Below are 24573 nucleotides of genomic sequence, written 5' to 3'. Positions count from 1 at the left end.
ACCAGGTGTCCGGGCGGGTTGTCCGACATCTGCAGACCGCTATCGAAAGGGTGATCCGTTGAGCCGCTCGGTTCTCGTCACCGGAGGAAACCGGGGCATCGGCCTCGCCATCGCCCGCGCGTTCGCCGACGCCGGCGACAAGGTCGCGATCACATACCGCTCGGGTGAGCCGCCGGCCGCCCTGACGGACTTGGGCTGCCTGGCCGTCAAGTGCGACATCACCGACCAGGAGCAGGTGGAGCAGGCCTACAAGGAGATCGAGGACCAGCACGGTCCCGTCGAGATACTGATCGCCAACGCCGGCGTGACCAAGGACCAGCTCCTGATGCGCATGTCCGAGGAGGACTTCACCTCGGTCATCGACACCAACCTCACCGGCACCTTCCGCGTCGTCAAGCGCGCGAACCGCGGCATGCTGCGCGCCAAGAAGGGCCGCGTCATCCTGATCTCGTCCGTGGTCGGCCTGCTCGGCTCCGCGGGCCAGGCGAACTACGCCGCCTCCAAGGCCGCCCTGGTCGGCTTCGCGCGCTCCCTCGCCCGTGAGCTGGGCTCGCGCAACATCACCTTCAACGTCGTCGCGCCCGGTTTCGTCGACACCGACATGACCAAGGTGCTCACCGACGAGCAGCGCCAGAACATCGTGTCGCAGGTGCCGCTCGGCCGTTACGCGCAGCCGGAGGAGATCGCCGCGACGGTGCGGTTCCTCGCCTCGGACGACGCCTCGTACATCACTGGAGCCGTCATCCCCGTTGACGGCGGACTGGGAATGGGTCACTGATCACCATGAGCGGAATCCTCGAGGGCAAGCGCGTCCTGATCACCGGCGTGCTGATGGAGTCCTCCATCGCCTTCCACGCGGCCAAGCTGGCCCAGGAGCAGGGCGCGGAGATCATCCTGACGGCGTTCCCGCGGCCCACGCTGACCGAGCGCATCGCCAAGAAGCTGCCGAAGCCCACCAAGGTCATCGAGCTGGACGTCACCAACGACGAGCACATGGGCCGGCTGGCCGACGTCGTCGGCGAGGAGCTGGGCGGCCTCGACGGCGTCGTGCACTCCATCGGCTTCGCGCCGCAGGACGCGCTCGGCGGCAACTTCCTCAACACGCCCTTCGAGTCCGTGGCCACCGCCATGCACGTCTCGGCGTACTCCCTGAAGTCGCTCACCATGGCCTGCCTGCCGCTGATGCAGAACGGCGGCTCGGTCGTCGGCCTGACCTTCGACGCGCAGTACGCCTGGCCGCAGTACGACTGGATGGGCCCGGCCAAGGCCGCGCTGGAGGCCACCAGCCGCTACATCGCCCGCGACCTGGGCAAGCAGAACATCCGCTGCAACCTCATCTCCGCGGGCCCGATCGGCTCCATGGCCGCCAAGTCCATCCCGGGCTTCAGCGAGCTGGCCTCCGTGTGGGACACCCGTGCCCCGCTGGAGTGGGACCTGAAGGACCCGGAGCCGGCCGGCAAGGGCATCGTCGCCCTGCTGAGCGACTGGTTCCCGAAGACCACCGGCGAGATCATCCACGTCGACGGCGGTCTGCACGCCATCGGCGCCTGATCCTCGTACCCGACGCCCCGTTCCCCGCAGCGCGCGGGGAGCGGGGCGTCACCCGTTCGGCCCACCTGCCGGGCGCCCCATGGCCCGGACGGCTCACCCTGGATTGAGCGTTCACCTCGCGCGTCCCTCCCCAGCCCGGCCGAGGAGGTCCCGTTGTGCGCCTGTCCCGAAGCCTGGCCCCGCTGACCGTGGCCGTGGCCCTCGTGCTCTCACTGCCGTACGACGCGATGCCCTACGCGCGCGTGGACGACGGAAAGCCTCCCGCGCCGAGCTTCTTCGGGGCCTCCTGCCGTACGACCGTCCACGGCTCCCACGTGGTGGCCTACTGCCACAATCCCTATGTCGACACCGATCGCGTGCGTCTGCACATCGAGTGCGCCCCCTGGTGGGACATCGACACCGACAGCGCACCGGTGGACACCGGACCCGCGATGACCGTTCGGCTGACCGGCCGGTGCTGGAAGGAAGTCCGCACGGTCTGGATAAGCCACCAGAACGTGCACTGAACGGCTGGATCAGTCGCCGGCAGGAGCGCCGAACCGGCCCGGCCGACACAGGAACGGATAGCTCGCGGCCTCGGCGGCCGCCGCCTCCGCGTCCCCGGCGCGGATCGCGTCCACCAGGCGCGCGTGATCCATGTACGTCTCCGGAGTCAGCTCCGCGCCCACGTCCGCGCGCAGCCAGTCCCGCAGCACCTCGCCCAGATCGGCGTACATCGCGGTGATCACGTCGTTGTGCGAGGCGGCCACGACGGCCAGGTGGAAGGTGGCGTCGGCGGACACGAAGGCCTCCGCCTCGCCGGTCTCCCAGGCCACCTCGCGCCGGCCCAGCAGCGCGTCCAGCTGCTTGAGGTCCTTCTCGGTGCGCCGCTCGGCGGCCAGCTTCGCCGCGGCCGACTCCAGCGCGGCGCGCAGTTCGGCGATGTGCCGGGGATCGGCGTCGGAGAACCGGCGGTGCATCACACCGGCCAGCTCGCTCGTCGCCACCACATACGTGCCCGAGCCCTGCCGGATGTCCAGCAGACCGTTGTGGGCGAGCGCGCGGACCGCCTCGCGGACGGTGTTGCGGGCGACGCCGAGTTGCTCGACCAGCTCCGGCTCCGTCGGGATGCGCGAGCCGACCGGCCACTCGCCGGAGGTGATCTGGTTGCGCAGTTCGGCGATGACCTGCTCGGACAGCGCGGAACGGCGCGGGTGGCTCAGGGGCATGGCACACCTTCGCACGCGAGGCCCGGGCGGGAGCGCCGCGGGGATGGACAACCAATCATCCCATGATTCTATGATGAGCCTCATGGCACGTGAGGAAACCCGGACAGTGGAGACCCGTACGGTGATGTCACCGACCGAACGCGGTACGGCCGCCACGACGAACACCCCCGAGACGACCCCTGGCGCCGACCGCACGCGCGCGTGGGCGACCCGCCTGGTCGTCGTCGGCATCGTCCTGTCCGCGCTGAACCTCCGCCCGGCCATCACGAGCCTCGGCGCGCTCCTGGAAGAGGTCCGCGACGGGCTCGGCATGAGCGGCAGCGTGGCTGGCGTGCTCACCTCCGTGCCCCCGCTCTGCTTCGCGGTCTTCGGTATCACCGCACCGCGACTGGCCCGCCGCTTCGGTCCGGCCGCCGTGGTGTGCGCCGGCATGGCCGCCATCACCGCCGGCCTGCTGATCCGGCCGTATCTCGGCAGCACGGCCGGATTCCTGGCCGCGAGCGCCCTCGCCCTGATGGGCATCGCCCTCAGCAACGTGCTCATGCCGGTCATCGTCAAGCGCTGGTTCCCCGACCGGGTCGGCTCCATGACCGGCCTCTACTCGATGGCCCTCGCCCTCGGCACGTCCCTCGCCGCCGCGGTGACCGTGCCCCTGACCGACGCCCTCGGCGGCAGCTGGCAGTCCGGCCTCGCCGTGTGGGCCGCCCTGGCGGGCGCCGCCGTGCTGCCCTGGCTGCCGCTCCTCCGGGACCGCGGCGGCGACGCCGGGACCGCGCGGGGTGGGCAGCACGAGCGCGCGGAGGCACAGCAGGTGGGGGCGGCGGCCGCACAGCAGGCGCCGCTGCGCATCACCCGCAGCCGTACCGCCTGGGCGCTCGCCGTCTTCTTCGGCCTCCAGGCCACCGCCGCCTACATCACGATGGGCTGGATGCCGCAGATCTTCCGCGACGCCGGCGTGCCGGCCGGCACCGCGGGCGTGCTGCTCGCCGTCACCATGGTGATGGGCGTGCCGTTGGCCTTCGTCATCCCGCGGGTCGCCACCCGGCTGCCCCACCAGGGGCCGATCGCGCTGGTCCTGGGCGTGTGCGGGCTCGCCGGATACGCGGGCCTGTACTTCGCGCCGGCCGCGGGCGCCTGGGCCTGGGCGCTGCTGCTCGGCGTCTCCAACTGCGCCTTCCCGCTGGCCCTGACGATGGTCGGCATGCGGGCCCGGAGCGGTCCGGGCGTGGTCCAGCTGTCCGCGTTCGCGCAGAGCACCGGCTATCTGATCTCCATCCCCGGCCCGCTGCTGGTCGGCGTGCTCTACCAGCACAGCGGCGGCTGGGGCCTGCCGATCGCCCTCATGACGGGCCTGATGCTGCCGCAGATGGCGGTGGGCTTCCTGGCGGGCCGCGACCGCACGGTGGAGGACGAGGCGACGGCACGCTGACCCGGGGGACGGGACACCGGGACGCGGGGGCGCGATGCGCTGAGCGGCCCGGTCTCGGCCGGCGGGGGTGAAGTGCTGGGCGTGGTGGGTGGGGGGCGGAGGGCTCGTGGCGCCGGCTTGACCGCTGGGGCTGGAGCGCGATGCACCGATCGGACTGGTCTGGGGCCGGAGGGCGTGATGCGCTGAGCGTGTCGCTGGGGTGGGGGCTCGTGGCGCCGGCTTGTCCGCTGGCGTGGGAGGGCGCGAGGCGTCGATCGGCGCTGCCTTTCCCGCTGGGCCGGAGGGGGCGATGTGCTGGTCGGCGCTGCTCGGGGGCTGCGCCGGGGGTGACGCGCCGAGCGCGTCGGCTTGGGCTGGAGGGTGTGTCGCACTGGCCCCGGCCAAGGCCAGGGGGGTGACGCGCCGAGCGTGTCGGCTTGGGCTGGAGGGCGCGAGGCATTGCCCGCCGACTGTGCACCGGCGCCCCGCGATCGGAGGGGCGATGCGCTGGCCCCGGCCATGATCGGAGGGGCGATGCGCTGCCTGCCCCCGGCCAGGACCGGGCGGGTGACGCGCCGAGCGTGTCGGCTTGGGCTGGAGGGCGCGAGGTACTGCCCGCCGACTGTGCACCGGCGCCCCGCGATCGGAGGGGCGATGCGCTGGCCCCGGCCATGATCGGTGGGGAGATGCGCTGGCCCCCGGCCGCGATCGGTGGGGCGATTGCGCTGGCCCCGGCCATGACCGGAGAGGCCACGCGCTGCCCGCCCTCGGCCAAGACCAGGCGGGCGACGCGCCGAGCCCCGCGGAGGGTGGCCGGGGCGTGCCCGTGTGGATGGCTCCGTCGGTCGTCCGTGGACCGGGGTGGGACGGTCCGGCCCGCACCGGCGGGTCGGTGAGGGAGGCGGTGCCCGCTCGTGGCGGGTCCGAGCCGGCGAACGCGCGATCGGTCGGCTCGCTCCCGGCGCGGGCGTACGTGCGAGATGGCCCGCGCCCGGTGGTCCCCGCGAGGCCACTGGCCGCCCCCGATCGACCCCCGCGGAGCGGAGGGTGCGAGACTGGGCGCATGCAGCCTGTGCTCGACCCGAACCCGAAGAACGGCCAGAAGAAGATGCTGATCGTCTTCGGCTCGTTCTTCGCCATCTTCCTGATCATCGCCGTCATCGCGACCCTCGCCTCCCCGTGACGACGGCGTCCCGGCCCGCGTCCCACGGCGGATGGTGGGGCTAGCTCCACCATCCCCTAGGGGGAAAGGGTCAGGGTCAACTGGGTGGAAGTCCGGATGGGTTGGCCGCCCCGGATTCCGTAGCTTCGAGATGTGACCGCACGGCACGGTCACGGACCCGCTCGAAGACCCACGGAGGCGATCATGTCGGCCCGCACCCACTCCCGGCCCCACCCGGCGACCACGGGCGGCGTCGACATCCGGCTGCCCTGGTGGGCCCTCGCCCTCCCCGCACTCGCCTTCATCGCGCTGCTGACGCTGATACTGAACCCGTCGGACGCGCACGCCGCGAGCGGCGACCCGGCGATCACTCACCTCTTCGAGCGCGCCCACCAACTCCTCATGCGCTGACCAGCGGCCTTCGTACGCGGTGAATCCGCATGTCAACTCCCTGCGCCGCATGGCCTGTTTCATGCGAAGCTGGGTCCCATGAGCGCCGCAGAACCTCGCAGTATCGTCCTCCTCCGGCATGCGAAAGCCGACTGGCCCCAGGTGTCCGATCATGAGCGCCCGCTCGCCGAGCGGGGCCGCAAGGACGCCGCGGTGGCCGGACGCAAACTGGCCGACACCGGTATCACCTTCGACCTGGCCCTGTGCTCCACCGCCAACCGGACCCGCGAGACCTGGAAGCTCGCCGTCCACGAGCTGGCGCACCGGCCGAAGACCGTCTACGAGGAGCGGGTCTACGAGGCCTCGCCCGGCGAACTGATCGCCGTGCTGAACGAGACTCCGGACGACGTGCGGAACCTGATCCTGATCGGCCACAACCCAGGCGTCCACGGCCTGGCCGAGATCCTGTCCGGCACGGCCGAGGGCGACGCCCGCGACCGGATGGACCGCCGCGGTTTCCCGGCCGCCGGTTTCGCGCTGCTGTCCTTCGACGGCCCCTGGAAGAGCCTGGAGCCGGGCGTGGCCACCCTCAGGGACTACTGGGCGCCCGCCGAGTGATCCCACCCGTGCGCAGGGGCCCGGTACCTCCGCGGTGCCGGGCCCCTGCGCATCGGGCCGGTTCAGCCCTCGTCGTGCGTGTCGGCCGCCTCGACCTCTTCGCGGGTGACGCCCAGCAGATACAGGACCGTGTCGAGGAAGGGGAAGTTCACCGCCGTGTGCGCCGCCTGGCGGACCACCGGTTTGGCGTTGAAGGCGACGCCCAGACCGGCCGCGTTCAGCATGTCCAGGTCGTTCGCGCCGTCGCCGATCGCCACCGTCTGCGACAGCGGCACCCCCGCCTCCGCGGCGAACCGGCGCAGCAGCCGCGCCTTGCCCGCGCGGTCCACGATCTCGCCGGTGACCCGGCCGGTGAGCTTGCCGTCGACGATCTCCAGCGTGTTGGCCTGCGCGAAGTCCAGGCCCAGCCGTTCCTTCAGATCGTCCGTGACCTGGGTGAAGCCACCAGAGACGACCCCGACCTGGTAGCCGAGCCGCTTCAGCGTACGGATCAGGGTGCGGGCGCCCGGCGTCAGCCGGACCTCGTTGCGGACCTTCTCCACCACGGAGGCGTCCAGCCCCTTCAGCAGCGCCACGCGCGCGTGCAGCGACTGCTCGAAGTCCAGTTCCCCGCGCATCGCCGCGGCCGTGACCTCGGCGACCTTGTCCTCGCAGCCGGCGTGCGCCGCGAACAGCTCGATGACCTCGTCCTGGATCAGCGTGGAGTCCACGTCCATGACCACCAGGCGCTGAGCACGCCGGTGCAGGCCCGCCGCGACGACCGCGACGTCGACACCCAGTGCCGCCGCGTCCGTGACCAGGGCCGTGCGCAGCGGCTCGGTCTCCACGCCGGAGACCGCGAACTCCACTGCCGTCACCGGATACTTGGCGAGCCGGAAGATACGGTCGATGTTGCCGCCGGCCTTCGCGATCCGGTCGGCGATGGCGGCCGTCGACTCGGCGGTCAGCGGATGGCCGAGCACGGTCACCAGCGAACGTCCGAGGCCGCGCGGCCGGTTGTCCCCGTGCCCGGAGATGATCTCCGCCTGCATCTTCATCGACTCGGCCCAGCTGTGCACGGTGGCCCTGAGGTCGCCCTCCAGGCCGGCCGGCGGCTGCGTCACCAGCGCGCACAGCACCAGGCGGCCCCGGGTGACGACCTGCTCGATGTCGACCACGTCGACGACGTAGGCGGCGAGGGTGTCGAAGAGGCCCGCCGTGATGCCGGGCCGGTCCTTGCCGAAGATCTTGACGAGGAGGGTGGGGACCTCGGGGGTCTGTTCAGCGGAGGTCTGCGAAGCGCTCATGGTGTCACCACCGTATCCGGCACCCAGTGCCGTCCGCCGTCGAGGTCCGACTGACGGACACGGAACAATGGATGTCGCGCCGGTGTCAGGGATCTTGCCACCGGGAGTCACCGCCCGCCCGCACACGGCGGCCCCCGGTCCCACCACGACTGTGCCATGAGATGCCCCGACGGGCATGGGCGGGAGAGTCGCACCGAACGCGCGTGGTGCACAGTCCCCCGCCGACTCACCCGCGGCGCTTGGGCTTCCCGGGCGGTGCCGGGGGCGGCGGCGGAGGGGGCGGCGGTGGCCATTCGGTGCCGTCCGACCCCTGAGGACGGTCACCTCGCCGCGCCGGGGGACGGCGCCGGGGCGGCGGGGGAGCGGCGTCGAGCGGCCGGGCGATGGTCGGGGCGCCGTACACGTCGTCCCCGGCGGCGGGCCCGGCGTCCCGCGGCTCCTCGCGCAGGTCCTGTGGCACCTGGAGGTCCCGCGGCACCCGCAGATAGGGATTCGTGTCCGGGTTCGGCGGCCGGAACGGCGTGCTCGGCGCGTACGGCCCGAGACCTCCGGCACCTCCGGCACCTCCGTCCCCGTCGTACCCCGAGCTCCCCCCGTTCCCCCGCACCCCCGAAGCCGCCCGAGCCGCCCGTCCCCCCGCCGCCCCGGTCGCCCAAGCCGTCAGGGAGCCGATCACCCCGGCGCCCGCGCCCCACGCCGCGCCGAGCAGCAGGGCGAGGCCGAGGTGGCCGTGCAGGTCGAGGCCCGCGCCGAAGGCGTCGAGGCCGAGTACGGACAGGGAGGCGGTCAGCGACACGGACGTCAGCCAGGCGAGCAGGGGGAGGGCGAGCGCGGTCGTGATGGCGAGGCGCAGTCCGCACCGGGCGGCGAAACCGAGAGCGCTGTCGGCCTGCCGCACCACCGGTGTGCGGACCGCCGTCAGGACGCCGGCCAGCAGCATCGCCAGTGCCGCGGCCAGGGCCAGCAGCCACACCCGGTGGTCCAGGTCGGCCAGTCGGCCCAGCGTCACCGGCTGCTCGGTGTGCGCGGACAGCAGCCGGTCCAGCGGGTGGGGCAGGGACCTGCCGAGGACACCGGTGGCGTGGCCGTCCCAGGGGACCAGGAGACCGAGGGGCAGGCCGAGCCAGATCCCGTTCGGCGCGCCGAGCAGGGCCGCGCCGGCGATGCGCCCGGGGTGGTCGTCGCCGATCGCCGCGTACGCCGCCGCCGCGAGCCCCGCCGCCACGGCCACCAGCAGCACGGTGACGAGCGCCGAGACCGCCGGCCGTACCGCCCGGTGCACGACGGACCAGCCCGGTGGCAGGGGAGCGCGCCGGGAAGCGAGCAGGGCGATCAGCAGGACGCCGGCACACCAGAGTGCGCCGCCGAGCAGCGTGGCCGACGTGTCCACGGTGAAGCCGACCGCGGCCTTGGCGTGGACGAGGTCGCCGATCCGGTTCGGCAGCAGTCCGCTCACGTCGCCGAGGCCGGGGATGCTCAGCCCGCCGCCTCCCTTGCCGCCCGTGCCCGGCAGCCGGTCCAGCCCGAGCGAGCCGCCGTCGATGGTGACCACGTCGTGCCCCGCCCAGGCGAGACCGCCCAGCAGTGCGACGAAGAGAGCGACCACCGTGCCCGCGCGGGCGAGGAGTTCGGCGGGCGCGACCACAACTCCGGCCGTGCGCAAGGACCGCAGGAAGAACCACGACAGCAGCAGGGCACCGGCCAGGCTCACCCCGAGTGGCGTGATCTCGATGGCGGTGTGGGCCTCGGCGCCCTTCAGACCGAACGCGGACACATCGCCCGACGGCGTGACCGACCCACCCGCCCCGAGGGCCACAACGGCCGCTGTCATGGGGCCAAGTGAGCCTGCCGTGTCCGCTCGCAGAAGGTGCAGGCCGAGCGCGGCCGTCCCCGCCATCCCGATCAACGCCCAGCTCACCGCGGCGATCGCGGACAGCAGGACGTCCGTCCAGGGCACCGTCGTGGCGCGCGGCGCGGTCTCGGCGTTTGTGGCAGACCTCATGGCAGACCCCCCGATCCGCGGCGCGGCACTGGAGCCGCGCTTGTCCCCCCACGCCGGGATTACCACTCTCCGGCCCGGATTCAACCCCGTCAACGGGGCGAGTTGAAGCGTGCGCGGGCGCCCGTCGACAAGGCCCGGGTTTCGGTCAGCGGGCCGAGCCTGAAATAGTTCCCCCCGATGTTCGACATCCCTAGACTCCCTGTGATGGGGGTAATTCGGGGGACAACTCAGTGGGGCATGGAGTGCCGGAACTCGTACTGGAATCAAACGGACGGACCTGGACGCTGGACCCGTCCAGGCCCTATACCCTCGGCCGCGATCCGCAGGGTGACATCGTCTTCGACGACGCCAGGGTGTCCTGGCGGCACGCCACGGTCAGCTTCAACGGCCGCAGTTGGGTCATCGAGGACCATGGCAGCACCAACGGCACGTTCGTGCAGGGCCGGCGGATCCAGCAGATGGAGATCGGGCCGGGCGCGTCGCTGCACCTCGGCAACGCGACGGACGGACCGCGGCTGAACCTGTCGGGCGCCGCGGTCGGCCGGCAGCAGCCGGCGCCGTACGCGGCGCAGGGCGCCGGGGCGCCGGGCTGGGCCCAGCAGGCACCCGCCTCTCCGCAGGCCGCACAGCCGCAGGCCCAGCAGGCACCGGCCCCGCAGCAGGCCGTACCGCACCAGGCGCCCGCGCAGCAGCCGCAGCAGGGCTGGCCGCAGCAGGCGCCCGCGTTCCCGCAGCAGCAGGCGGGGCCCGCGGAGCAGTACGCGCAGAAGACGCCCGGTGGTGCCGCGGGGGCGCCGCCGGTCTACGGCGACCGCAGCCCGACCACGTTCCACCAGTTCGCCGTCGGCCGGGTGATGCGCATCGGCCGTGCCCTGGAGAACGACCTGGTCGTCTCCGACCTGCAGGTCTCCCGGCACCACGCCGAGTTCCACGCCACGCCCGACGGCCGGCTGGAGATCCGCGACCTCGGCTCGCACAACGGCACCTACGTCAACGGCCAGCCGATCCCCAAGGGCGGCTCGGTGCAGCTGGGCCCGGCCGACATCGTCGGCGTCGGCCACTCCACCTTCCGGATCGTCGGCGACCGGCTCGAGGAGTTCGTCGACACCGGTGAGGTCTCCTTCTCCGCGCGCCATCTGACCGTCACGGTCGACGGCGGCAAGCAGATCCTGAAGGACGTCTCCTTCGGCGTCCCGGAGAAGTCCCTGATCGCGGTCATCGGCCCGTCCGGCTCCGGCAAGTCGACCCTGCTCAAGGCGCTCACCGGCTACCGGCCCGCCAACCAGGGCGAGGTCCTGTACGACAACCGCAACCTGTACAAGCAGTTCGCCGAGCTGCGGCAGCGCATCGGCCTGGTCCCGCAGGACGACATCCTGCACAAGGAGCTGAGCGTCAGGAAGGCCCTGAAGTACGCGGCCAAGCTGCGCTTCCCGGCCGACACCACGGCCCAGGAGCGCGACGCCCGCATCGACGAGGTGCTGCGCGAGCTCAAGCTCGACATCCACAAGGACAAGAAGGTCACCTCCCTCTCCGGCGGCCAGCGCAAGCGTGTCTCGGTGGCCCTGGAGCTGCTCACCAAGCCGTCGCTGATCTTCCTGGACGAGCCGACCTCGGGTCTCGACCCGGGCATGGACCGCGACGTCATGCAACTGCTGCGCGGCCTCGCCGACGACGGCCGTACGGTCCTCGTGGTGACCCACTCGGTGGCCGAGCTGGCGCTGTGCGACAAGCTGCTGGTGATGGCGCCGGGCGGTGCGGTCGCCTACTTCGGCCCGCCGGAGGAGGCGCTGAACTTCTTCGGCTACGACAGCTGGGCCGACGTCTTCTCCGCCTTCGAGAACTACCGCGACTACGACTGGGCGGGCCGCTGGAAGGGCTCGCAGCACTACCAGATGTACGCCGCGGACGTGGACTCGGTCGCCCCGCAGGCCGTACACATGCCTCCGCCGCAGGCCATGAAGCCGCCCAAGCCGCAGAGCTGGGGCTCGCAGCTGATGACCCTGATCCGGCGCTATGCGTCGGTCATCGTGTCCGACAAGGGTTTCCTGGCGCTGACGGTGATCCTGCCGGCGGTGCTCGGCGCGGTCAGCCTGCTGATCGACCACAAGCGGGGCCTGCTGGTCAACGCGGCGGTCAACCCGAGGACCGGCACGCACATCCCCAACGGCACGGCCACCACCGTGCTGCTGATCCTCGCCGTCGGCGCGTGCTTCGCGGGCGCCGCGAACTCCGTCCGTGAGCTGATCAAGGAACGGGTGATCTACGAGCGGGAGCGCGCGACCGGCCTGTCCCGGTCGGCGTACCTGATGTCGAAGGTGGTCGTCCTCGGCGCCGTCACGGTGCTGCAGGGCCTGATGGTCGGTGTGATCGGCTTCTCCAGCCGTGAGATCCCGGACCAGGGTGTCGTGCTCGGCGGCTCCACGCTGTTCGAGCTGTGCGTGCCGATCATGGCGCTCGGCTTCACCTCGATGATGGTCGGCCTGGTGATCTCCTCGCTGGTGAAGACCGCCGAGAAGACCATGCCGCTGCTCGTGATGTTCGCGATCATCCAGGTCGTCTTCACCGGCTGCCTCTTCACCCTGCACGGCACGCTCGGCGTGAACGAGTTCTCGTACCTGATGCCGTCGCGCTGGGCGGTGGCCGCGGCAGGCGCCACGCTGGACTTCAACAACATCGCCCCGAACACCGACGACCCGACCAGCACGGACCCGCTGTGGAACCACACGGCCGGGGCCTGGACGCTGGCCATGGTCGCGCTGATCGTGCTCGGCGTGGTCTGCGGCTTCTTCGTGGCACGCTTCCTGCGCCGCCACGAACCGGAGGTCATGCGCAAGTAACCGTGCCCGTACGACGCCGAAGGGCGGCACCCCGCGATGGGGTGCCGCCCTTCGGCGTCACGTGTACGAGGTCCGCGCCGGCCCTCAGTACGCGCTGTTGACGTTGTCCATCGAGCCGTACCGGTGGGCCGCGTAGTTGCAGGCGGCCGTGATGTTGGCGACCGGGTCGTAGATGTTCCACGACGTGCCGGGCACGTGGTACGCGCGGAAGGTCGGGTCGATGACCTGGAGCAGACCCTTGGACGGGATGCCGTTGATGGCGTTGATGTCCCAGTTGTTGATGGCCATCGGGTTGCCCGAGGACTCACGCATGATGTTGCGGTGCACACCGCTGTAGGAGCCGGGGATGCCGCGCTGCTTCATGATGTCCAGGGCCTGACGGATCCAGCCGTCGAGGTTGTTGGCGTACGTCTTCGCGGCGACCGGCTGGAGGTCGACCCGCTGGGTGGAGCGGCTCGCGGCCTCCTTTTCGGCGCGGGCCTGCGCGGCCTTCTTGGCGGCGTCGGCGGCGGCCTTCTGCGCGGCGGCCTTCTTCGCGGCCTCGGCGCGCTGCTTGGCGGCGGCGGCCTCGTCGGCGGCCTTCTTCTTCGCGGCGAGCGTGTCGAGCTTGACCGTCTCGGGGGCGAGCTGGTCGGTGACCGTGCCCTTGACGTTCTTCAGCGTCGTGCCCGCGGCGACCTGGGCGGTCGTGGCCGGGGCGCCGGTGGTGACGGTGTCGGCGCTGCTCGGGACGGCCGAGGCGGCGATGGCGGCGGTGCCGAGAGCGGCGACACCGGCGATGGCGAGCTTGTGCTGCTTGGTCAGGGCACTATGAGCACGGTTGAGGATGTTCTTGGGCATGGCTGATGGACCTCTTCGATAGCGCGGAGGTCGCTCCTGCGTCCGCCGGGGGAATCTGCTCCTCCCACACGAACGCCGCGGGCCGGTGACCCACGGCGCTGAGCGACGGAAGCAATTCTTAGCTGGCGCAAAATTCCCAGGCAAAGGTGTGACGTACGATGCGCCTTAGTGGATCACGGAAGGCCAAAACGGGACAGACGGCGCCGTCTGTCCCGTTCATGTAGGGATGGTTTATCTCCTATGCCCGGTCGTACGTGATCTGGGCCCTATGCGCGGGCTCACATCGGAGAGGTGGCCGTTTCACCAAGAGTTGCCGTCGCAACGCATTGTGTGAGGGTGCTCCACCGGGAGGATGAGATGCACGTCGCCGAACTCGTGCCACAGGTAGAGCCCGCTGAGCGCCTCCTCGTAGGCCCGGTCGACCGCGGCCCGCCCCCCGACCGCCTCCAGCATCCGCAGGTGCGAGGCCTCCGGCTCGTGCAGCCCGGTCAGCAGCCCGTCCACCACCCGCACCCCGCGCTCGGGCGTCACGACCAGGTCCGTCCACCCCTCCGCCGCCCGCACCACCCCGTCCGGCCCGGCCGCCGACTCCACGGCCCGCACGGCGGTCGTACCGACGGCGATCACCCGTCGACCGCCCGTCCTCGCGTCGTTGATCAACCGCGCCGACGCCTCCGCCACCGCGAACCGCTCCGGATACGGCGGCTCGTGCGCCTCTGCGGACGCCACCCCCGTGTGCAGCGTGATCGGCGCGAACTGCACACCCCGGCTCACCAGCTCCGCCACCAGGGCCGCGGTGAAGGGGCGCGCCGCACTCGGCATTTCCGCGCTGCCCGCCCCGTCCTGCGACGGCAGCGCGAACACCGTCTGGTACGCGGACAGCGGCTGGTCCCGCTCTGTATAGGAGTAGCGAATGGGCCGCCCGTGCGTGCCCAGCAGCCCGAGGACGTCCCCGTCCGCCCGGGCCCACCACAGCCGCTCCCCGCGCGGGCTGAGCGGCTCCTGCAGCACCAGCCGCCCCGCCCCCGGCAGCATCACCTCCATATACGCGCGCGTGCCCGTACGCGCGCGCGTGGTACCCCGCCCGTCCGGTTCCCGCAGCTCGACCGCCCACCGGCCGTCGTCCCCGCGCGTGGAGAAATGCACCACCACGCGCGCGTCCCCGATCCGCCCGTCCACCGCCGCGGCCAGCGTCGGCGAGGTGTTCACCACCAGCAGGTCCCCCGCCCGCAGCAGCAGCGGCAGCTCCGCGAAGGCGTGATGCGTCACCTTGGTACCGCGCGACACCAGCAGCCGTACGGCGTCCCGGCCCAGCCCCGGACCGCGCTGCTCGGCGGGCACGCGCGCGGACAGCCCCTCCGGTACCCTCTCCCACTCTCGACTTCGCTCGAGCGGGGGGACCCCCATGCCGGTGCTCATCGCCGCTCCAGCAGCGCCGGCGCCGCGTACCGCCCGCTGGCCGGCCGCTCGTCCAGCAGCCGCAGGAAGGCCGGTACGACCGTGTCCGGCGCCGGACGCGGATCGTCGTCGCCCGGTACGGCCGCCGCGTACAGGTCCGTCGCCATGTCCCCGGGATCCACCGCCCACACCCGCAGGCCGGGTTCCTCCACACTCAGCACCGCCGCCAGCTGGTCCAGGGCCGCCTTCGAGGCGCCGTAGCCGCCCCAGGTCTCGTACGCCTCGGCCGCCGCGTCCGAGCTGACCGCGACCACCGTCCCGGCCGGCGACTTGCGCAGCAGTGGCAGTGCCTCCTGGACCAGGCCCAGCGCGGCCACCACGTTCACCTCCAGTGCCCGCCGCAGTCCCTCCAAGGGCAGCTCGGCCAGCCGCACCAGCGGCTCGGCACCCAGCGCGCTCGCATTGCCGACCAGCAGGTCGACCCCGCCCAGCCGGCGCGCGGCCGCCACCAGCGCGGCCCGGTGCCCGGCATCCGTCACGTCCCCCGCCAGCGCCTCCACGCGCGTGCCGTGCCCGGCGACGCTCTCCGCGGCCTCCTTGAGAACCTCGGCGCCCCGGGCGTCCAGCACCAGATCCCAGCCCCGCGCGGCCAGCGCCGCTGCGAGCGCCCGTCCCAGGCCCTTCGAGGCCCCCGTGATGATCGCCACCGGCATGACTACCGTCCCCTCGTCATCACCGCCTCCACCAGGCGGTGACCCACAACCTAGGAACGGCACCGGCCCGGCCGCGTCGGACGCGGGCCGCAAACCGCGGGGGCCCTTCGGCGTACACCGCGCGTCCGGGGCCCCGGGACCTACACCGGCCGCCCTAGGACCAGCGGACCGGGCCCCGCCGCCCCAGGTCCGATCCGCTTGTCACACCCCGCCGGTACCGTGAGGACATGAGTCACCGCCCCCGGTCCGGCCTCACAGCGGTCAGTTCCGCGCTGCTGGCCATGAGCAGGCATCTGGAGGTGCGCGACGTGCTCAAGACGATCGTCGCCTCCGCCCGCGAGCTTCTCGACGCCCAGTACGCCGCCCTCGGCGTACCCGACGACCACGGCGGCTTCGCCCAGTTCGTCGTCGACGGCGTCAGCGACGAGCAGTGGCGCGCCATCGGCCCGCTCCCCCGCCAGCACGGCATCCTCGCCTCGATGCTGCGCGAGGCGAAGGCCGAGCGCCTCGCCGACGTGCGCAAGGACCCCCGCTTCGAGGGCTGGCCGGCCGCGCACCCGGACCTGGCCGACTTCCTCGGCCTGCCCATCCGCGACGGCGACGAGGTCATCGGAGCCCTCTTCCTGGCGAACAAGAACTGTCCCAGGCGGGACGGGACCTGCGGCTTCACCGAGGAGGACGAGGAACTGCTCGCCATCCTCGCCCAGCACGCCGCCATCGCCCTCACCAACGCCCGGCTCTACGAGCGCAGCCGCGAACTCACCATCGCCGAGGAACGCTCCCGCCTCGCCCACGAACTGCACGACGCGGTCAGCCAGAAGCTCTTCTCCCTGCGCCTGACCGCCCAGGCCGCGGCGGCCCTCGTCGACCGCGACCCCGCCCGCGCCAAGGGCGAACTCCACCAGGTCGCCGCGCTCGCCGCCGAGGCCGCCGACGAACTGCGCGCCGCCGTCGTGGAGTTGCGCCCCGCCGCCCTGGACGAGGACGGCCTGATCGCCACCCTGCGCACCCAGACCCAGGTCCTCGACCGCGCCCACACCGCGCGCGTGACCTTCACCAGCAACGGCTTCCGCGCCCTGCCCGCCGCCCAGGAGGAAGCCCTGCTCAGGGTCGCCCAGGAAGCCCTGCACAACGCCCTGCGCCACTCCGGCGCCGCACACGTCGACGTCAGCGTCCAGCGGCGCGGCTGCGGAGCAGTGCTGCGCGTCACCGACGACGGCAGCGGCTTCGACCCGAAGGCGGTCCGGCGCGCCGGACGGCATCTGGGCCTGGTCTCGATGCGGGACCGCGCGAGCGGGGTCGGCGGCACGCTGACCGTGGAGTCGGTGTCCGGCAAGGGCACCACGATCGAGATGGAGGTCCCCGGTGGCTGACGCGATCAGGGTGCTGCTCGTCGACGACCACCAGGTCGTCCGCCGGGGCCTGCGCACCTTCCTGGAGGTGCAGGACGACATCGAGGTCGTCGGCGAGGCCGCCGACGGCGCCGAGGGAGTCGCCCGCGCCGAGGAACTGCGTCCGGACGTCGTCCTGATGGACGTCAAGATGCCGGGCATGGACGGCGTCGAGGCCCTGCGCCGGCTGCGCGAACTCGACAACCCCGCGCGCGTGCTCATCGTCACCAGCTTCACCGAGCAGCGCACGGTCGTACCGGCCCTGCGTGCGGGCGCCGCCGGTTACGTCTACAAGGACGTGGACCCCGACGCCCTGGCCGGCGCCATCCGCTCCGTGCACGCCGGCCACATCCTGCTCCAGCCGGAGGTCGCCGTCGCCCTGCTCTCCCAGGAGGAGGCTAACTCCGGCCAGAGCAGAGGCGGTTCTCTCACGGACCGGGAGCGCGAGGTGCTCGGCCTGATCGCGGACGGCCGCTCCAACCGGGAGATCGCCCGCGCCCTCGTCCTGTCCGAGAAGACCGTCAAGACGCATGTCTCCAACATCCTGATGAAGCTCGACCTCGCGGACCGCACCCAGGCCGCGCTGTGGGCCGTACGGCACGGAGTGACCGGCTGAAACGCGCCGTGCGCGCCGGGGCGCCCCGGCAATACGGAGGGCTCCGCTCCGGACTGAGATTCATACCGTCGTGGGAATGTCACCCGGATGGCGCATCCTCCGGCGATCTCCGCCGTTCTCCAGTGCGTGCCGCGGCGAACCGCCGCGGTGACCGCCTAGGAGGGGTTGGAAAGTGAAGAACCTGAAGAAGGTAGCCGCCGTGACGATGGTGGCCGGTGGCCTCGTGGCCGCCGGTGCGGGCATGGCCTCCGCCACGACCGGCAGCTGGGCCGGCGGCGAGGCCCACGGCTCCCCGGGCGTCGGTTCGGGCAACGTCGTCCAGGTCCCGGTGCACGTCCCGGTGAACGCGGTCGGCAACAGCGTGAGCGTCATCGGCGTGCTGAACCCGGCCTTCGGCAACCTCGGCCTCAACCACTGAGCTCCGGCCGACACCGACCACAGGCCTCCCGGTGCCCACCGGGAGGCCTCATGTCGTTTGCCGTCCACTCGGGAGGCGCATCCACGCGAGCGGAACCGCATCCACGCGGGCGGTACCGATACGGCCTCGCGCCCCGAGCCGGTGCGATCGGCCCCCACCATCCGGTTACCGGACTCCCCGCTCCCGCTCCTCCACGATCGAGTTGTACGCCGCCACCTGCGCCCGCCGCGCCGTCCGCTCCACCGGCCGCAACGCCTCAGCGCGCGCCGCCATCTCGCTGGAACTGACCGCACCCCCGTGTCCGTCGCCGTACGCCAGCGACACCAGCAGCGCGACCCGCTGCGCCAGCTCCAGCACCCGTACCGCACGCGGCGGATACCCCGGCGCCAGCACCTCCCGCCCCCGCTCGGCCCGCGCCCGGTACGCGTCGATCGCCGCCTCGGCCACCGGACCCGACCCGGCGACGTCCAGCTTCGACAGCACCTCGGTCGCCTCCCGCAGCGCCTCCGCCAGCTCCCGCTCGGCCTCGCCCAGCGACGGCACGTCGGCGGGCGGCGCCTCCCGCACGGGCAGCACATGCCAGACCACCTCGGCATGCACATCACCCTCCGGCCCGGCCTCGTAGACGTCCGGGACCAGCCCGAACGCGGCGCCGTGGCAGACCACCGCCTCCTCGGCCTCCAGCGCCCGCGCATTGAACTCGGGCGGACCGCTCAGCCCCAGCGGATGCCCCGGCGCCGGCAGCGCGACCCGCAGCCCGGTCGCCCCCAGCGTCCGCAGCCGCCCCAGCGCGAGCGTGAGCCCGACCTGCGCGGACTCCCCGGGCAGCCCCTCCACCCGGTGCACGGTGTCTTCGCCCACAATGGCGAGCGCGGCGTCATCCGGAGAGACAAGTCCGGCCAAAAGGGCATTTCCCCAAGCGGCAAGGCGTCCTGAACGCGGTTCCGTGAGCATGCCCCCACCCTAAGGACCGGACCGATGGAATGGAGCGGGGCACTCGTGGCGTAGATTTCATAAGGGCTGCGCCCACAGGCGCGGCGGACCGAGCCACAGGCGTACGCGACAGCCGCGACCGGCCACACTGCAAGGGGAGACAACGCGCTCATGAGCGATGTTCTGGAGCTTCAGGACGTATCCGTGGTCCGCGAGGGCCGGGCTCTGGTGGACCAGGTCTCCTGGTCGGTGAAGGAGGGCGAGCGCTGGGTCATCCTCGGACCCAACGGCGCCGGCAAGACCACCCTCCTGAACGTCGCCTCCAGCTACCTCTTCCCCAGCAAGGGCACCGCCACCATCCTCGGCGACACCCTCGGCAAGGTCGACGTCTTCGAGCTGCGCCCCCGCATCGGCGTGGCCGGCATCGCCATGGCCGAGAAGCTCCCCAAGCGCCAGACGGTCCTGGAGACGGTGCTCACGGCCGCCTACGGCATGACCGCCCACTGGCAGGAGGAGTACGACGAGGTCGACGAGCAGCGCGCCCGCGCCTTCCTCGACCGCCTCGGCATGAGCGACTACCTCGACCGCCGCTTCGGCACCCTCTCCGAGGGCGAGCGCAAGCGCACCCTGATCGCCCGCGCCCTGATGACCGACCCCGAGCTGCTCCTGCTGGACGAGCCCGCCGCCGGCCTCGACCTCGGTGGCCGCGAGGACCTGGTCCGCCGCCTCGGCCGGCTCGCCCGCGACCCCGTCGCCCCCTCGATGATCATGGTGACGCACCACGTCGAGGAGATCGCCCCCGGCTTCACCCACGTCCTGATGATCCGCCAGGGCAAGGTCCTCGCCGCCGGCCCGATCGAGCTGGAACTGACCTCCCGCAACCTCTCCCTCTGCTTCGGTCTGCCGCTCGTCGTCGAGCAGGTCGGCGACCGCTGGACGGCCCAGGGCCTGCCCCTGTCCTGACCCTTCGCCCGTGACCTTCCGTCAGGTCTTCCCGGGCCCGTCCCGCCTCCTTTTGCGCCCTGTCCGCCGCCCGACCCTGGCCCTACCATGACCGTGTGAACGACATCGGCGCATGGGTGTGGTGGCTCGTCGGCGCGGCGGCGCTCGGAATCCCGCTCGTGGTCACCGCCATGCCGGAGTTCGGCATGCTCGCGGTGGGAGCCGTGGCGGCCGCGGTCGTCGCCGGACTCGGCTTCGACACCGTGATCCAGGTCCTCGCCTTCGTCGTCGTCTCCGTCGCACTCATCGCCGTCGTCCGCCCCATCGCGGCCCGGCACAGCAGACAACTCCCCGGACTCGCCACCGGCGTCGACGCCCTGAAGGGCAAACAAGCGGTCGTCCTGGAGCGCGTCGACGGCTCCGGCGGACGCATCAAGCTCGCCGGGGAGGTCTGGTCGGCCCGCGCCCTCGACACCGGCCGCGCCTACGAAGTGGGCCAAGAGGTGGACGTCGTGGACATCGAGGGGGCCACCGCCATCGTCATCTGAGGCATCATGCCCACGAGTTGGGCAATGGTCTGTCAGACTCGACCAGCAAGATCTTCTACAACCACGAGATCTGCCGAAGGCGCCGAGGCGGAGAGGGGTACGGGGAACACGATGGAACCGGTCATCATCGTCCTGGTCATTCTGGTGGTGTTGGTCTTCATCGCCCTGATCAAGACCATCCAGGTCATCCCGCAGGCCAGCGCCGCCATCGTCGAGCGCTTCGGCCGCTACACACGCACCCTGAACGCGGGCCTGAACATCGTGGTCCCGTTCATCGACACCATCCGCAACCGCATCGACCTGCGCGAACAGGTCGTACCCTTCCCGCCGCAGCCGGTGATCACCCAGGACAACCTGGTCGTCAACATCGACACGGTCATCTACTACCAGGTGACGGACGCCCGCGCGGCCACCTACGAGGTCGCCAGCTACATCCAGGCCATCGAGCAGCTGACGGTCACCACACTCCGCAACATCATCGGCGGCATGGACCTCGAACGCACCCTGACCTCCCGCGAGGAGATCAACGCCGCACTGCGCGGCGTCCTCGACGAGGCGACGGGCAAATGGGGCATCCGCGTCAACCGCGTCGAACTGAAGGCCATCGAACCGCCCACCTCCATCCAGGACTCGATGGAGAAGCAGATGCGCGCCGACCGTGACAAGCGCGCCGCGATCCTCACCGCCGAAGGTACGCGACAGGCCGCCATCCTCACCGCCGAGGGCGAGAAGCAGTCCCAGATCCTGCGCGCCGAGGGTGAGGCCAAGGCCGCCGCCCTGCGCGCCGAGGGCGAGGCCCAGGCGGTGCGTACGGTCTTCGAGGCCATCCATGCCGGCGACCCGGACCAGAAGCTCCTGTCCTACCAGTACCTGCAGATGCTCCCGAAGATCGCCGAGGGCGACGCCAACAAGCTCTGGATCGTGCCCAGCGAAATCGGCGACGCCCTCAAGGGCCTCTCCGGCGCCATGGGCAACTTCGGCCCCCTGGGCGGCGGCGGCCAGGGCAACGGCGGAGCCAACGTCCCCGCACAGAACAATGGCCCGGGCACGGAGCGCCGCGAGAAGCCGAACATCGACTAGGGGTTACCGGGAAACGCCGGGTTCCTCCGCGCCCTTCAGGGGCCCGGAGGAACCCGGCGACCGCTCAGGCAGCGTCCCGAGCCAACCAGTCCGGCAGAGCCTCGAAGTCCTCGGCACCCAAAGCCAAAAGCATCGCGTCCGCCGGAGTGGGCTCGAACGGCTCCCTCAGCAAAGCCATACCCGCCTCCGCGGGAGTCCGGTTGGCCTTCCGGTGGTTGTCCTCCGCACACGCGGCAACCGTGTTCAGCCACGTGTCCTGCCCACCCTGCGCCCGCGGCACCACATGGTCCACCGTCGTGGCCCTGCGCCCGCAGTACGCGCACCGGTGCCGGTCCCGGACCAGCACGCCCCGCCTCGACCACGGGGCTTGTCTTCGGAACGGCACCCGTACATACCTGCACAGCCTGATCACCCGGGGCGCGGGTATGTCCACCTCGGCACCGCGCATGCGCAGTTCGGGGTGGGCCTGCTCGACCACGGCCTTGTCCTGGAGCACCAGAACGACGGCTCGATTCAACGTCACCGTCGACAGCGGCTCGAAGCTCGCGTTCAGTACCAGCGTGTCCCGCATCCAGCCCACCTCCCGTGCGCATCTGCCCACCCCCCGGCGGGCTTGGATCAACTCTGGACGGGCGCGCCGAGATGGACAACGCAATAAAAAATGCCCGCCTCCGATCACTTCCAAGACCGGAGGCGGGCAAACGTTCAATGAACGCTCGGCTGAATCACGGCGCCGCGCTCAGCCCTGCGCGGGGTTCTCGTACTCACCGATGAGCTGGGCGCGCGCGATCGTGTGGAACCGCAGATTGAAGCCGACGACGGCCGGAGATACGTCGGAGTCCGGACCGAGCTTCTCCTGGTCCACCGCGTACACCGTGAAGACGTACCGGTGCGGCCCGTCCCCGGGCGGCGGCGCGGCGCCACCGAAGTCCTTCGTCCCGTAGTCGTTGCGCACATGCACCGCGCCCTCGGGCAGGCCCTCGAACTTGCCGCCGCCCGCACCCGCCGGCAGCTCCGTCACGGAGGCGGGGATGTCGAACAGCACCCAGTGCCAGAAGCCGCTGCCGGTCGGTGCGTCGGGGTCGTAGCACGTGACGGCGAAGCTCTTGGTCTCCGGCGGGAAGCCCTCCCACCGCAGGTGCGGCGAGGTGTTGCCCTCCGCGTGGACCTGGGCGCTCTTCAGCGTCGCACCCTCCTCGATGTCCGCGCTCGTCACCGTGAACGACGGCACGGGCGGATGGAAGTCATGGGGGAGCGGCCGCCGCTTGAGCTCGGTCACCTCGGTACCTCCTGATCGATGATCTGGAACCAGCAGTCCCCGAGCCTAGAACCAGTTGCGCTTGCTGCCGACCTCGGACAGCCACTGGTTCAGATAAGCCGCCCAGTCGGTCCCCATCCAGTCGTTCAGGCCCACCTGGAACGACCGGTAGGTGTCCGAACCCTCGCTGAACAGACCCGGCTTCTTGTCCATCTCCAGCACGACGTCCATCGCGCGCTCGTCGGCCACGAAGCTCAGCTCGACCTGGTTCAGGCCCCGGTACTGCGACGGCGGGTGGAACTCGATCTCCTGGTAGAAGGGCAGCCGCTGCCGCGTGCCACGGATGTGGCCGCGCTCCATGTCCGCGTTCTTGAAGCGGAAGCCCAGCTGGATGAAGGCGTCCAGGATGGCCTTCTGCGCCGGCAGCGGGTGGACGTTGATCGGGTCCAGGTCGCCGGAGTCCACGGCCCGCGCGATCGCCAGCTCGGTCGTCACCCCGATGTGCATCCCGCGCAGCGCCTGACCGTCGATCATCGTGACCGGCGTCTCCCAGGGGATCTCCAGACCGAACGGCACCGCGTGCACGGCGCCCGCCTGCAGCTCGAAGGCGCCGCCGAGCCGCACCTTGGTGAACTCGATGTTCTGCTTGTACTCCTCGTCGCCGCTCTCCACCTCGACCCTGGCCTGGAGACCGACCGACAACCCCTCGATGTCCTGGTTCACGGACCCGCCCTGGATCCGCACCTCACCCTGGACGACACCGCCCGGCACGACATTGACCTCGGTCAGCACCGTCTCGACCGACGCCCCGCCGGCCCCGAGGCTCGCGAGCAGCTTCTTGAACGCCATTGACTCTCCCTTTACGAAGGACCCTCGACCCCTACAAACGCGATCCGCCGCCGACCGGTTCCGCCGACGCGGTGTCCCGTCTGCATTACCCTCGGACGGCATGATCGCGCCCCCGGACCGTACGCCACTGCCCCGAGAGTTCTTCGACCGCCCGGTCCTGGAGGTGGCACCGGACCTCCTCGGCCGCGTCCTGGTGCGTACGACACCCGACGGCCCGATCGCGGTCCGCCTCACCGAGGTCGAGGCGTACGACGGCCCGAACGACCCCGGCTCACACGCCTACCGTGGCCCCACCTCCCGCAATGCGGTGATGTTCGGTCCCCCCGGACACGTATACGTCTACTTCACCTACGGCATGTGGCACTGCATGAACCTCGTCTGCGGTCCCGAGGGCCGGGCGAGCGCCGTCCTGCTCCGCGCCGGCGAGGTCGTCGACGGAGTGGAACTGGCCCGCAAACGGCGGGTTTCGGCCCGGAACGACAAGGAACTGGCCAAGGGCCCGGCCCGCCTGGCGACGGCCCTGGAAGTCGACCGCGCCCTGGACGGCACGGACGCGTGCGCCTCCGGCGAGACCCCGCTGCGGATGCTCACGGGTGCGCCGGTAGCCGCTGACCAGGTACGAAGCGGCCCGCGCACCGGAGTCGCCGGCGAAGGCGGGGATGGCGACATCCACCCCTGGCGCTACTGGGTGACGGGCGACCCGACGGTGAGCCCCTATCGGGCACACGTACCGAGGCGGCGCCGAAGTTGACGCGCCCCGCGAAGGTGCGTAATGTATCCCGAGCCGCTGAACCGGGTACGGCGATCGCCTGCAGCCGGAGCGGCCAACCCACTACTCAGCTACAACCCCTCGCCGGGGTCGATTTTGGTGCGCCCGCGCGTCCGAATTCGAACTCGGGAGACTCGATTATGAGTCGCCGAGAGAATGAGCTAACGTAGTGAATGTCGAAAGGGCGGACGGCGAAAGCCGAAAACCCCGGAGACATCCCGCCGACAGGGAATCGGATCGAGAGAAGATCTGATAGAGTCGGAAACACCGAAGGGAAGCGCCCGGAGGAAAGCCCGAGAGGGTGAGTACAAAGGAAGCGACCGTTCCTTGAGAACTCAACAGCGTGCCAAAAGTCA

At 71.4% G+C, this 24573-nt stretch carries 25 protein-coding genes; 15 read left to right on the top strand and 10 right to left on the bottom strand.

The window, feature by feature from the left end:
- The first annotated feature begins 58 nt into the window (after positions 1–58).
- From fabG to ACIBJF_RS02510, 3 genes are all read left to right on the top strand, one after another.
- Positions 59–778, top strand: coding sequence for a 3-oxoacyl-[acyl-carrier-protein] reductase (gene fabG / locus ACIBJF_RS02520; RefSeq protein WP_399171810.1), 720 nt, complete (start codon positions 59–61; stop codon positions 776–778).
- A gap of 5 nt (positions 779–783) precedes the next feature.
- Positions 784–1551, top strand: coding sequence for an enoyl-ACP reductase FabI (gene fabI, locus ACIBJF_RS02515; protein WP_351801056.1), 768 nt, complete (start codon positions 784–786; stop codon positions 1549–1551).
- A 155-nt stretch (positions 1552–1706) separates the two neighbouring features.
- The gene (locus tag ACIBJF_RS02510; protein WP_399171809.1) at positions 1707–2057 is read left to right on the top strand and encodes a hypothetical protein; all 351 of its coding nucleotides are present in this window, start codon (positions 1707–1709) and stop codon (positions 2055–2057) included.
- Between the two features lie 9 nt (positions 2058–2066).
- On the opposite strand, the gene ACIBJF_RS02505 is transcribed toward ACIBJF_RS02510, so the two are convergent.
- Entirely contained in the window at positions 2067–2759 is a 693-nt protein-coding gene (locus tag ACIBJF_RS02505) for a FadR/GntR family transcriptional regulator (protein ID WP_399171807.1), read from the bottom strand.
- Between the two features lie 82 nt (positions 2760–2841).
- Here ACIBJF_RS02505 and ACIBJF_RS02500 point away from each other — a divergent pair, with 82 nt between their 5' ends.
- The 4 genes from ACIBJF_RS02500 to ACIBJF_RS02485 all read left to right on the top strand — a co-directional run bounded on the left by ACIBJF_RS02500 (position 2842) and on the right by ACIBJF_RS02485 (position 6337).
- Positions 2842–4188, top strand: a complete 1347-nt coding sequence (locus ACIBJF_RS02500) for a CynX/NimT family MFS transporter (RefSeq protein WP_399171806.1) — start codon at positions 2842–2844, stop codon at positions 4186–4188.
- Positions 4189–5230: 1042 nt separating this feature from the next.
- Positions 5231–5350, top strand: a complete 120-nt coding sequence (locus ACIBJF_RS02495; protein ID WP_399171805.1) for an SGM_5486 family transporter-associated protein — start codon at positions 5231–5233, stop codon at positions 5348–5350.
- A gap of 183 nt (positions 5351–5533) precedes the next feature.
- Complete coding sequence (locus ACIBJF_RS02490; RefSeq protein ID WP_351801066.1) at positions 5534–5740, top strand: hypothetical protein; 207 nt, start codon at positions 5534–5536, stop codon at positions 5738–5740.
- Positions 5741–5818: 78 nt separating this feature from the next.
- Positions 5819–6337 carry a SixA phosphatase family protein gene (locus ACIBJF_RS02485; protein ID WP_399171804.1) on the top strand — a complete coding sequence of 173 codons (519 nt, stop codon included), beginning with the start codon at positions 5819–5821 and terminating at the stop codon, positions 6335–6337.
- Positions 6338–6399: 62 nt separating this feature from the next.
- Here the strand turns inward: ACIBJF_RS02485 and serB are convergent, their stop codons facing one another.
- Both serB and ACIBJF_RS02475 read right to left on the bottom strand, forming a co-directional pair.
- Entirely contained in the window at positions 6400–7623 is a 1224-nt protein-coding gene (gene serB, locus ACIBJF_RS02480) for a phosphoserine phosphatase SerB (protein WP_351801070.1), read from the bottom strand.
- Positions 7624–7849: 226 nt separating this feature from the next.
- Positions 7850–9625 (bottom strand): streptophobe family protein, encoded by a 1776-nt coding sequence (locus ACIBJF_RS02475; RefSeq protein WP_399171803.1) that lies wholly within the window; start codon positions 9623–9625, stop codon positions 7850–7852.
- A gap of 242 nt (positions 9626–9867) precedes the next feature.
- Here ACIBJF_RS02475 and ACIBJF_RS02470 point away from each other — a divergent pair, with 242 nt between their 5' ends.
- A complete protein-coding gene (locus ACIBJF_RS02470; RefSeq protein WP_399171802.1) occupies positions 9868–12462 on the top strand; it encodes an FHA domain-containing protein in 2595 nt (864 codons plus the stop codon).
- A gap of 84 nt (positions 12463–12546) precedes the next feature.
- On the opposite strand, the gene ACIBJF_RS02465 is transcribed toward ACIBJF_RS02470, so the two are convergent.
- From ACIBJF_RS02465 to ACIBJF_RS02455, 3 genes are all read right to left on the bottom strand, one after another.
- Positions 12547–13302 (bottom strand): transglycosylase SLT domain-containing protein, encoded by a 756-nt coding sequence (locus ACIBJF_RS02465; RefSeq protein ID WP_399171801.1) that lies wholly within the window; start codon positions 13300–13302, stop codon positions 12547–12549.
- Positions 13303–13602: 300 nt separating this feature from the next.
- Entirely contained in the window at positions 13603–14721 is a 1119-nt protein-coding gene (locus ACIBJF_RS02460; RefSeq protein WP_399171800.1) for an S-adenosylmethionine:tRNA ribosyltransferase-isomerase, read from the bottom strand.
- Positions 14718–15413 carry an SDR family NAD(P)-dependent oxidoreductase gene (locus tag ACIBJF_RS02455; RefSeq protein ID WP_399171799.1) on the bottom strand — a complete coding sequence of 232 codons (696 nt, stop codon included), beginning with the start codon at positions 15411–15413 and terminating at the stop codon, positions 14718–14720. Before ACIBJF_RS02455 ends, ACIBJF_RS02460 begins: the two co-directional genes overlap by 4 nt.
- Positions 15414–15640: 227 nt before the next feature.
- On the opposite strand from ACIBJF_RS02455, the gene ACIBJF_RS02450 reads away from it, so the two are divergent.
- The 3 genes from ACIBJF_RS02450 (at position 15641) to ACIBJF_RS02440 (ending at position 17838) form a co-directional block, all read left to right on the top strand.
- Entirely contained in the window at positions 15641–16786 is a 1146-nt protein-coding gene (locus ACIBJF_RS02450) for a GAF domain-containing sensor histidine kinase (protein WP_399171798.1), read from the top strand.
- Positions 16779–17420: a response regulator gene (locus ACIBJF_RS02445; RefSeq protein ID WP_399171797.1), complete on the top strand. Its 642-nt coding sequence runs from the start codon at positions 16779–16781 to the stop codon at positions 17418–17420. Before ACIBJF_RS02450 ends, ACIBJF_RS02445 begins: the two co-directional genes overlap by 8 nt.
- 172 nt (positions 17421–17592) lie before the next feature.
- Positions 17593–17838 (top strand): chaplin, encoded by a 246-nt coding sequence (locus ACIBJF_RS02440; protein ID WP_356310424.1) that lies wholly within the window; start codon positions 17593–17595, stop codon positions 17836–17838.
- 165 nt (positions 17839–18003) lie between these two features.
- On the opposite strand, the gene ACIBJF_RS02435 is transcribed toward ACIBJF_RS02440, so the two are convergent.
- Positions 18004–18792 carry a hypothetical protein gene (locus ACIBJF_RS02435; protein WP_399171796.1) on the bottom strand — a complete coding sequence of 263 codons (789 nt, stop codon included), beginning with the start codon at positions 18790–18792 and terminating at the stop codon, positions 18004–18006.
- Positions 18793–18942: 150 nt separating this feature from the next.
- Between ACIBJF_RS02435 and ACIBJF_RS02430 the strand changes: the two genes are divergently transcribed.
- The 3 genes from ACIBJF_RS02430 (at position 18943) to ACIBJF_RS02420 (ending at position 21341) form a co-directional block, all read left to right on the top strand.
- Positions 18943–19734, top strand: a complete 792-nt coding sequence (locus tag ACIBJF_RS02430) for an ABC transporter ATP-binding protein (protein ID WP_365721970.1) — start codon at positions 18943–18945, stop codon at positions 19732–19734.
- 95 nt (positions 19735–19829) lie between these two features.
- Positions 19830–20261 (top strand): NfeD family protein, encoded by a 432-nt coding sequence (locus ACIBJF_RS02425; protein ID WP_399171795.1) that lies wholly within the window; start codon positions 19830–19832, stop codon positions 20259–20261.
- A 111-nt stretch (positions 20262–20372) separates the two neighbouring features.
- The gene (locus ACIBJF_RS02420; RefSeq protein ID WP_356310420.1) at positions 20373–21341 is read left to right on the top strand and encodes an SPFH domain-containing protein; all 969 of its coding nucleotides are present in this window, start codon (positions 20373–20375) and stop codon (positions 21339–21341) included.
- A gap of 64 nt (positions 21342–21405) precedes the next feature.
- Here the strand turns inward: ACIBJF_RS02420 and ACIBJF_RS02415 are convergent, their stop codons facing one another.
- The 3 genes from ACIBJF_RS02415 to ACIBJF_RS02405 form a co-directional block, all read right to left on the bottom strand.
- Positions 21406–21912, bottom strand: coding sequence for an HNH endonuclease (locus ACIBJF_RS02415; protein ID WP_399171794.1), 507 nt, complete (start codon positions 21910–21912; stop codon positions 21406–21408).
- Between the two features lie 168 nt (positions 21913–22080).
- Positions 22081–22620, bottom strand: a complete 540-nt coding sequence (locus tag ACIBJF_RS02410) for a YbhB/YbcL family Raf kinase inhibitor-like protein (RefSeq protein ID WP_351801097.1) — start codon at positions 22618–22620, stop codon at positions 22081–22083.
- Between the two features lie 45 nt (positions 22621–22665).
- Positions 22666–23448, bottom strand: coding sequence for a sporulation protein (locus ACIBJF_RS02405; RefSeq protein WP_399171793.1), 783 nt, complete (start codon positions 23446–23448; stop codon positions 22666–22668).
- Between the two features lie 100 nt (positions 23449–23548).
- Here ACIBJF_RS02405 and ACIBJF_RS02400 point away from each other — a divergent pair, with 100 nt between their 5' ends.
- A complete protein-coding gene (locus tag ACIBJF_RS02400) occupies positions 23549–24199 on the top strand; it encodes a DNA-3-methyladenine glycosylase (RefSeq protein WP_399171792.1) in 651 nt (216 codons plus the stop codon).
- Positions 24200–24573 lie beyond the last annotated feature (374 nt).

This window comes from Streptomyces sp. NPDC050743 (assembly GCF_044456925.1).
Lineage (GTDB): Bacteria > Actinomycetota > Actinomycetes > Streptomycetales > Streptomycetaceae > Streptomyces.
This window is presented reverse-complemented; position numbering and strand designations above follow the sequence as displayed.

What these genes read in the sequence shown, in the direction of transcription:
- fabI (WP_351801056.1), top strand. Translation starts at nt 784, where the DNA reads ATGAGCGGAATCCTCGAGGGCAAGCGCGTCCTGATCACCGGCGTGCTG.
- ACIBJF_RS02505 (WP_399171807.1), bottom strand. Translation starts at nt 2,759, where the DNA reads ATGCCCCTGAGCCACCCGCGCCGTTCCGCGCTGTCCGAGCAGGTCATC.
- ACIBJF_RS02500 (WP_399171806.1), top strand. Translation starts at nt 2,842, where the DNA reads ATGGCACGTGAGGAAACCCGGACAGTGGAGACCCGTACGGTGATGTCA.
- ACIBJF_RS02495 (WP_399171805.1), top strand. Translation starts at nt 5,231, where the DNA reads ATGCAGCCTGTGCTCGACCCGAACCCGAAGAACGGCCAGAAGAAGATG.
- ACIBJF_RS02490 (WP_351801066.1), top strand. Translation starts at nt 5,534, where the DNA reads ATGTCGGCCCGCACCCACTCCCGGCCCCACCCGGCGACCACGGGCGGC.
- ACIBJF_RS02485 (WP_399171804.1), top strand. Translation starts at nt 5,819, where the DNA reads ATGAGCGCCGCAGAACCTCGCAGTATCGTCCTCCTCCGGCATGCGAAA.
- serB (WP_351801070.1), bottom strand. Translation starts at nt 7,623, where the DNA reads ATGAGCGCTTCGCAGACCTCCGCTGAACAGACCCCCGAGGTCCCCACC.
- ACIBJF_RS02475 (WP_399171803.1), bottom strand. Translation starts at nt 9,625, where the DNA reads ATGAGGTCTGCCACAAACGCCGAGACCGCGCCGCGCGCCACGACGGTG.
- ACIBJF_RS02465 (WP_399171801.1), bottom strand. Translation starts at nt 13,302, where the DNA reads ATGCCCAAGAACATCCTCAACCGTGCTCATAGTGCCCTGACCAAGCAG.
- ACIBJF_RS02460 (WP_399171800.1), bottom strand. Translation starts at nt 14,721, where the DNA reads ATGAGCACCGGCATGGGGGTCCCCCCGCTCGAGCGAAGTCGAGAGTGG.
- ACIBJF_RS02455 (WP_399171799.1), bottom strand. Translation starts at nt 15,413, where the DNA reads ATGCCGGTGGCGATCATCACGGGGGCCTCGAAGGGCCTGGGACGGGCG.
- ACIBJF_RS02450 (WP_399171798.1), top strand. Translation starts at nt 15,641, where the DNA reads ATGAGTCACCGCCCCCGGTCCGGCCTCACAGCGGTCAGTTCCGCGCTG.
- ACIBJF_RS02435 (WP_399171796.1), bottom strand. Translation starts at nt 18,792, where the DNA reads ATGCTCACGGAACCGCGTTCAGGACGCCTTGCCGCTTGGGGAAATGCC.
- ACIBJF_RS02430 (WP_365721970.1), top strand. Translation starts at nt 18,943, where the DNA reads ATGAGCGATGTTCTGGAGCTTCAGGACGTATCCGTGGTCCGCGAGGGC.
- ACIBJF_RS02420 (WP_356310420.1), top strand. Translation starts at nt 20,373, where the DNA reads ATGGAACCGGTCATCATCGTCCTGGTCATTCTGGTGGTGTTGGTCTTC.
- ACIBJF_RS02415 (WP_399171794.1), bottom strand. Translation starts at nt 21,912, where the DNA reads ATGCGGGACACGCTGGTACTGAACGCGAGCTTCGAGCCGCTGTCGACG.
- ACIBJF_RS02405 (WP_399171793.1), bottom strand. Translation starts at nt 23,448, where the DNA reads ATGGCGTTCAAGAAGCTGCTCGCGAGCCTCGGGGCCGGCGGGGCGTCG.
- ACIBJF_RS02400 (WP_399171792.1), top strand. Translation starts at nt 23,549, where the DNA reads ATGATCGCGCCCCCGGACCGTACGCCACTGCCCCGAGAGTTCTTCGAC.